General features: G+C 59.6%; 6 protein-coding genes and 1 pseudogene. All 7 read right to left on the bottom strand.

Annotated features, from left to right (window positions below):
• Window positions 1–96: 96 nt before the first annotated feature.
• Complete coding sequence (gene recN / locus ACT7DV_RS18135; RefSeq protein WP_444664716.1) at window positions 97–1,839, bottom strand: DNA repair protein RecN; 1,743 nt, start codon at window positions 1,837–1,839, stop codon at window positions 97–99.
• 114 nt (window positions 1,840–1,953) lie between these two features.
• Entirely contained in the window at window positions 1,954–2,982 is a 1,029-nt protein-coding gene (locus ACT7DV_RS18140) for an NAD kinase (RefSeq protein ID WP_444664718.1), read from the bottom strand.
• Window positions 2,983–3,056: 74 nt separating this feature from the next.
• Window positions 3,057–3,845 carry a TlyA family RNA methyltransferase gene (locus tag ACT7DV_RS18145; RefSeq protein ID WP_444664720.1) on the bottom strand — a complete coding sequence of 263 codons (789 nt, stop codon included), beginning with the start codon at window positions 3,843–3,845 and terminating at the stop codon, window positions 3,057–3,059.
• Window positions 3,842–4,015, bottom strand: a complete 174-nt coding sequence (locus ACT7DV_RS18150; protein ID WP_444664722.1) for a hypothetical protein — start codon at window positions 4,013–4,015, stop codon at window positions 3,842–3,844. Before ACT7DV_RS18150 ends, ACT7DV_RS18145 begins: the two co-directional genes overlap by 4 nt.
• Window positions 4,016–4,017: 2 nt before the next feature.
• Window positions 4,018–5,025, bottom strand: coding sequence for an HAD-IIA family hydrolase (locus ACT7DV_RS18155; protein WP_444664724.1), 1,008 nt, complete (start codon window positions 5,023–5,025; stop codon window positions 4,018–4,020).
• Between the two features lie 49 nt (window positions 5,026–5,074).
• Window positions 5,075–5,845, bottom strand: a complete 771-nt coding sequence (locus ACT7DV_RS18160) for a hypothetical protein (RefSeq protein WP_444664894.1) — start codon at window positions 5,843–5,845, stop codon at window positions 5,075–5,077.
• Between the two features lie 183 nt (window positions 5,846–6,028).
• Window positions 6,029–7,324 (bottom strand): annotated as a pseudogene (locus ACT7DV_RS18165) (hypothetical protein); the annotation flags it as partial.
• Between the last annotated feature and the right edge of the window lie 220 nt (window positions 7,325–7,544).

Genomic DNA, 7,544 nt, shown 5'->3' on the forward strand with positions numbered 1-7,544 from the left:
CAATATTTAGCATCCTTCTAAAACTCTAGTGCACCATCACGCGAAGCCCTAGCCTCACCGTAATTCAGGCATTCACCAAGACTTTTAGCCGAAAATCTATTTCGCGGTGGTGAGCGATGACACTAGAATCTGGGCTTCCGAAAGCAACTCCTCCGCATGGGCCTGAGCTGTATCCGATTCCTCTTGACCCGCTAGCATCCTCGCCAATTCCTTGACGCGTGCATCCTGGTCGAGGCTAATCACATCGCTGGCGGTGTAGCCTGCACCTGATTTCGATGTCGCATCCGAATTCTTGATCACGCGAATATGGCGATCTGCATACGCGGCAACCTGAGGCAGGTGTGTCACGACGATGACCTGCACGTGCCTGGCGAGCATTGCCAGGCGTTCGCCAATGGCTACGGCAGCCTTGCCGCCTACGCCCTGGTCGACTTCGTCGAAAACGAACGTCGGCACCGGGTCGACCGCCGCCAGCACGACTTCAATGGCCAGCATGACACGTGAGAGTTCACCACCGCTGGCGCCCTTGCCCAAAGCACGTGGAGCGGCACCGGCATGAGGGGCGAGCAGCATCGAAATTGCGTCCTGGCCGAATGCCCCCGGCTCGTCCAATTCGGCGACTTCAATAACGAGCTTTGCATCTGGCATTGCCAAGGCTTTAAGTTCGGCCGAAACCTGCGAGGAGAGCTTCTTCGCCGCCTTGCGTCGAGATTCCGACAGCTCGGAGGCAAGCGAAGCAACGCGATGCTCAAGCTCAACTACTTCATTCTCAAGCTCCGCAATCCGCGAATCATCGCCGCCAAGCCGCTCCAGACGGGAACGGGCCTCAGACGCCCAGCTGATCACCTCGTCGACGCTCGGAGCGTACTTCCGCATCAGCTTGCTCAAATCAGCGCGGCGGGCTTCGATCTGCGCAAGCCGCTCCGGGCCTTCCTCGTCGAGATCTGCGGCATAGGCCGCCAGATCGCTGGACAGCTCAGAGGCAAGAATGCCAAGTTCTGTAGCACGCTCGGCAAATGAGGACAATACGGGATCGTCGCCACTGGCCTGTGCGAGCAGTCCCCTGGCAGTTTCCACCAGCGTCGTGACTCCTGGGTTCTCGAAATCTTCGGAATCGATTACGGCCTGCGCTTGCTGGCTGGCAGATCGGAGCGACTCAACGTTGCCCAACTTGATCGACTGCTCGCGCAAGGTTTCATCCTCACCCGGCTGCGGATCCAGCGATTCAATCTCATCCAGGGCCAAGCGCAAATTTTCGGCCTCGCGCACTCGATTGCGCGATTCGGTCTTCAGGCTCGATAGCTCTTTAGTTGCGGAGCGCCACTGGCGGTACGAACGCTGGTAGCTGCTCAAGAGGCGGGTGAGCGATTGTCCGGCAAAGCGATCGAGGGCATCGCGTTGAGCGGCTGGCTCCTTGAGGCGAATCTGGTCAGATTGGCCGTGGACTGCGACGAGATCATGGCCCAGCTCGGCGAGCAGGCCCACCGGGGCGCTGCGCCCGCCAATGGTAGCCCTGGAACGCCCCTGGGCCGACAGTGATCGGGAAAGCAGCAGTTCGCTCTGTTCGCCAGCCGGTTCAATAAAGGCACCGGCTTGGCTGGCAGAATCAAGTACATGGTGATCCGGCGGCAAGTGCACCACGGCCTCGGCGAGGGCATGCTTGGCACCGTTTCGCACCGCCCCGGCATCGGCACGACGCCCCAGCAGCAAGGACAGCGCGGTGATCACCATGGTCTTGCCAGCCCCGGTTTCACCGGTGACCACTGTGAGCCCTGGGCCCAGTGGAAGGGTGGCCTCGGTAATCACACCAAGGTTGGAAATCTGGATTTCCTGAATCATTGCCTGCTCCCGAATGTCGAGTTCAAGTCGTACCGTGAGATTTTAGTATATGTGTTCTAACCCTGTTTTTCGTAGTTATGTTCGATCGTGTGGATAATTTTTTCTGGAACTCGTTTATTCCGGGCCATCGTCGGTTCGCGCGACCATGGGGATTCCCGGCTCGTCACGGTGGTGCGGCTCGACACTCTGCAAGCCAGGACCGATAATCGGAAGGGCGGCAGTGGCTGATCGGCGTGCATCCACCTTTGCCGGCCCGCGCCATCCAGCGATCGGCAATTCAAATTTGTTGACCAGGCGCTCGGAAAATGGCGTGGTGTTCAAACGCGCCAAATACACCGGGCGGCTGCTGCGCGTAACCTCCACGCGGGCGCCAGGCGGCAATTCGATAGTTCGCCGGCCATCGCACCACAGCACGGCCCCGGCATCGGTGCGGGTGAGGATCTCGACCGCCATCACTGAATCCGGCGACACGACCAGCGGCTTGGCAAAAAGCGCATGGGCCGAAATCGGCACCATGATCAGCGCAGCTACATCCGGCCACACCACTGGCCCGCCTGCGGAGAAGGAATAGGCGGTCGATCCGGTGGGCGTTGCCATCACGACGCCGTCGCAGCCAAAGGTCGAAATTGGGCGGCCATCAACTTCGATCACCACTTCGACCATGCGTTCGCGATTGGCTTTCTCCACGGCGGCTTCGTTCAACGCCCAGGTTTCAGCCAGGCACACATTATCGAGCCAGACCTTGACCTCGATGGTCATCCGCTCTTCGACGGTATATTCCTGATTGACCAGGGCGTCCACCGTTGCTGCGAGTTCGCTGCGTTCCGCTTCGGCGAGGAAACCCACATGCCCGAGGTTCACGCCCACCAGCGGAAGCGGCGCTTCACGGACCAATTCGGCGGCGCGGAGCACCGATCCGTCTCCCCCAAGCACCACGCCCAGGTCAACGTCGTCAATCTGGCAGTCCTCGCCAAGGATTTCGATCGACTCGATGGCCCCGCCGATGGCATCGGTCATGGCTTCGTGGTCCTTGCGCCGCATCACCGTGATGGCACCGGCGGCTTTGAGCAATGAACAGGTTTCTATGGCCGCGGCGATCGCTTCTTGGCGTCCGGTATGGGTGAAAACTAGAATTCGGCGCAAGGCGGGCGGCCCCTCTCAGGATCATGAGATGCAAAATGACCGAGGCGTTCGACCCCGGCTAATGCACGTCACTTCTAAGAATAGTCAACGTTCTGCTCAATCAGCGCAACATCCGCCGGCTGTGCATTTTCCCCTGCCTTGAGCCACAGGAAGAATTCGACGTTGCCGTCCTGGCCGGGCAGCGGGCTGCGCGCCAGGCCTTGCAAATGCAGCCCTGCCTTTCGTGCGCTGACAATTACCGCTTCTACTGCTGATTGGCGCAATTGGGGGTCGGTGACTACTCCGGTGCGGTTCAAATGCTCGCGGCCGACCTCGAATTGCGGCTTGGCCATGAGCACCAGCGAACCGCCGGGCTTGGTGGCCCCAGCCAGGGCATCGATCACCAGGCGCAGCGAAATGAAGGACAAGTCGGCTACTACGAGGTCGACAACTCCCCCAATATCTTCGGGCGTGAGGTAGCGGACGTTGAGTCCTTCATGGACCGAGACTCGGGGGTCTTCGCGAATTTCGGCGACCAGCTGTCCATGTCCGACATCGGCTGCGACCACATGTTCTGCACCGCGGCGCAGCAATACATCGGTGAATCCCCCGGTAGACGCACCAGCGTCAAGGCAGCGCAGACCGGCAGGTTCGATAGTGGTAAAGACATCTAGTGCGCCGGCCAGCTTGTGCCCGGCACGAGAAACGTATTCTTCGTTGCCGCTGGGCAGCACCGCAAGTTCATCGGCGGCAGAAACCTTTTTTGAGGCCTTGGTGGCGGGATGCCCTGCCAGCAGCACGCGTCCGGCGGCAATCAGCTTGCCTGCTTCGGTGCGCGAACGGGCCAGACCTCGGGTGACGAGTTCTTGATCGAGCCTTGTCACCTGCTGTGCTCCGCGCGATTGAGTTCTTGCTGCAGCCCTTCGAGCATCTGCTCATAGACCTCTGCATGTTCGGTAATATCGTGATCGGCCAACGATGACAGGGCCTGCTCTACCTGCGCATCGTCCATGCCCCGCGGGCCGGGAGCAGGCATCGGGGTCTGTGGAATCATGCTTAGCCTCGAACCCGGCGCAGGGTATCCAGTCCACGCTCGGTAAACCGGATTTCTGGAACTTCATGGCCGCTCTGGCGTGGGTGGGCAAGCCACCAGGCATGGCAGGCGGCGCGCCAGGCATTCAGGTCCGACTCGCTGCCGGAGACTTCGATCGCTCCGGCGTCAACCTTGGCCACCGCTTCGCCCACTTGCACGCCATAGCCCAAAACCTTGATGGTCGGGTACGGGCGGTACAGGTCAGCCAGCGTGTTGATGAGGTAATTGGGGCGCTGCTCCACTGGAGCTCCGAGGGCGGTACGCGGCGAATCCACGCCGGTCAGCACCAGGGCGGTGGAGAACCCGGCCCGGAATCCACCGAGAATGTCGGTATCCAGCCGATCGCCAACCACCAGCGGACGATGCGAATCCAGTCGATCCGCGGCACGGGCAAAAAGGTACGACTCGGGCTTGCCGGCGACCTGCGGCTCAGCTCCCGTCGCCAATTTCACCGCGTTGACCAGCGATCCATTGCCCGGGGCAATACCCTCAGCGCGCGGGATCGTCAGGTCGGTATTGGTGGCAACCCAGATGGCGCCATTGTTGATGGCGTAGCTGGCCTCGGCCAGGTTTTTCCACGACAGGTCGGGGTCGAATCCCTGGATGACCGCTACCGGTTCATCGGCATGGGATTCGACCACTTCAAGGCCGCGAACTGCAATGCATTCGCGCAGGTAGGGGGAACCCACCACCAAAACCTTGGATCCCGGATTTAATTCGCGCGCGAGCATCTCGGCACCGGCATCTGCCGAACCGAAAATTTGCTCAGCGCTGGTCTTCACTCCCAGCTGGCGCAGGTGCGCTGCGACAGACATCGGCGAACGCCCTGCATTGTTGGTAATGAAGGCCAGAGTGACATTCACTTCCGCAAGGGTGTTCAGCGACTCGACAGCGTCATCGATGGCTTTGGGGCCAGCGTAGACAACTCCGTCAAGGTCGGAGAGGACAGAATCAAATCCAGAAATCAGCATTCGGTGGTGGTTCCTACTACTTGTTGTTTTTGGCTGCTACTGCCACAGCTTACTTCGAGGACTCGTCCTCGGACTCAGCTGGCTCGCCCTCCGTGCCGGATTCGGCGACTTCGCTCAGGCCGTCTTCCTCGTCGATCCCGGTTGCAGCCTCATCGGCTGCTTCAGTCTCGTCGTCGTCCTGGTCTGAAACCTCGGCCTCGTCCTCATTCTCGACCGGGTCGATCAAGTCCTTTGCACGGGGAGCTTCTTCCTCTTCATCCATTTCTGGAGCCAAGTCCATGATGAATGATTCGGTTTCCTGCTCGATGCCCAGCGCACGCTCGGCAACCTCGACCTGCTCGTTCCAGCGCTTTGCGTCCTCGGGACGGCCAGCGGCCGACAACAGATCCGCGTATGCAGTGAACAGGCGCGGGCTGAAGGAGAACGCGCGGTTGAAGTTCAGCTGTTCCAAGGATTCCAGCTCTGCCAATGCCTCATCCAGCTTGCCCAGATCGCCATAGGCACCGGCGGCTACAATCTGCATCTCGACCTTCACAGCAGCTTCGAGGTTGGCGGACTCTTCCGACTGAGCCAACTCGATGGCCTTTTCCGGCCGGCCCAGCGCGCGCAGCGAATCAGCGATCAACGGCAGGTTGTAATCTGAACCGGAAATCCGGCGGTGGGTGCGCAATTCGCGCAGTGCGTCTGCATACTTGCCAGCGTGGTAAGCCGCGATGCCAACTGCTTCACGAACTACCGCCACGCGGCCACCACGACGCGAAGCTGCCAAGGTGTGCTCGTAAGCAAGCTCTGGATCTTCTTCCAACAGGCGCCCAGCCATCACCAGGTGCTTTGCAACCCAGCCTGCGGAACGTTCCTCAAGGTAGCGGAGCTGAGCGCGAGCAACACGATCCAGTTCCTTACCGGTGACATCCTCGTCGATATCCGGCGATTGAGTGCGGTCAGCACGGTTTGAGATACGCAGATCGCCTGGGTTATGAGCGCGTGGAGTTTCTGCACGTGGGTCTTCGAAGCGCTGTCCGCGTGCTGGACGATCGCCCTTTGGGCGGTCGTCCTTGCGGAAATTGCCGCGATCATCATTGCGCTTGAAACCACCACGGTTGTCATCACGACGGTCGTTGCGGAAGCCGCCACGGTCCTCGTTGCGCTTGAAGCCGCCACCGTTGTCTTCACGGCGGTCGTTGCGGAAGCCGCCACGGTCCTCGTTGCGCTTGAAGCCACCGCGGTCATCATTACGGTCATTGCGGAAGCCACCGCGGTTGTCGTCGCGACGATCGTTGCGGAAGCCACCGCGATCTTCATTGCGCTTGAAGCCACCGCGGTTATCATCACGGTCCTGGCGGAAGCCACCGCGGCTCTCATCACGACGGTCATTACGGAAGCCGCCACGCTCTTCATTGCCCTTGAATCCACCGCGATTGTCTTCACGACGGTCATTACGGACGCCACCACGGTCTTCATTGCGCTTGAAACCGCCACGGTTATCATCACGACGATCGTTGCGGAAGCCACCGCGATCTTCATTGCGCTTGAAGCCACCGCGGTTATCATCACGACGATCGTTGCGGACGCCACCGCGGTCTTCGTTGCGCTTGAAGCCACCGCGATTGTCATCACGCTTGAATCCGCCACGGTTGTCTTCACGACGGTCATTGCGGAAGCCACCGCGATCTTCATTGCGCTTGAAGCCACCGCCGTTGTCTTCACGACGGTCATTGCGGAAACCGCCACGGTCTTCATTGCGCTTGAAGCCACCGCGATTGTCATCACGCTTGAATCCGCCACGGTTGTCTTCACGACGGTCATTGCGGAAACCGCCACGGTCCTCGTTGCGCTTGAAGCCACCGCGGTCATCATTACGGTCCTGGCGGAAGCCACCGCGGCTCTCATCACGACGGTCATTACGGAAGCCGCCACGCTCTTCATTGCCCTTGAATCCACCGCGATTGTCTTCACGACGGTCATTACGGACGCCACCACGGTCTTCATTGCGCTTGAAACCGCCACGGTTATCATCACGCTTGAAGCCACCCCGATTGTCATCACGATGGTCGTTGCGGAAGCCACCACGGTCCTCGTTGCGCTTGAAACCGCCACGGTTTTCATCGCGATCCTGGCGGAAGCCACCACGGTTATCTTCACGACGGTCATTGCGGAAACCACCGCGATCATCATTGCGCTTAAATTCGCCACGATCATCGCGACGCTTAAAGCCATCACGGGAATTGTTGCGGTTTGTATCTGAATTCCGGAAGTCGCCTCGCCCGTTATCAGAACTACGGCGGAAATCGTTAGACATTTAATGTCCCCTTCAGCGGCAATCTCAATACCGCAACCTTCGTGATCGCTTGCACGATGCACTTCACTATTAACTAATCAGCGTGCTCCAACGGCACGAACAACTAACTTCAAGTCTACGGGAGCAAAGACTCATACCATAGGGATTAGAAGCCAATGTGGTAAGACACTCAGTCCAACAAACTCCAGAGTTGCTGAATGTAATTCCGTTAAGGCGCCGC

Source organism: Glutamicibacter sp. TV12E (assembly GCF_052441935.1).
Classification (GTDB): domain Bacteria; phylum Actinomycetota; class Actinomycetes; order Actinomycetales; family Micrococcaceae; genus Glutamicibacter.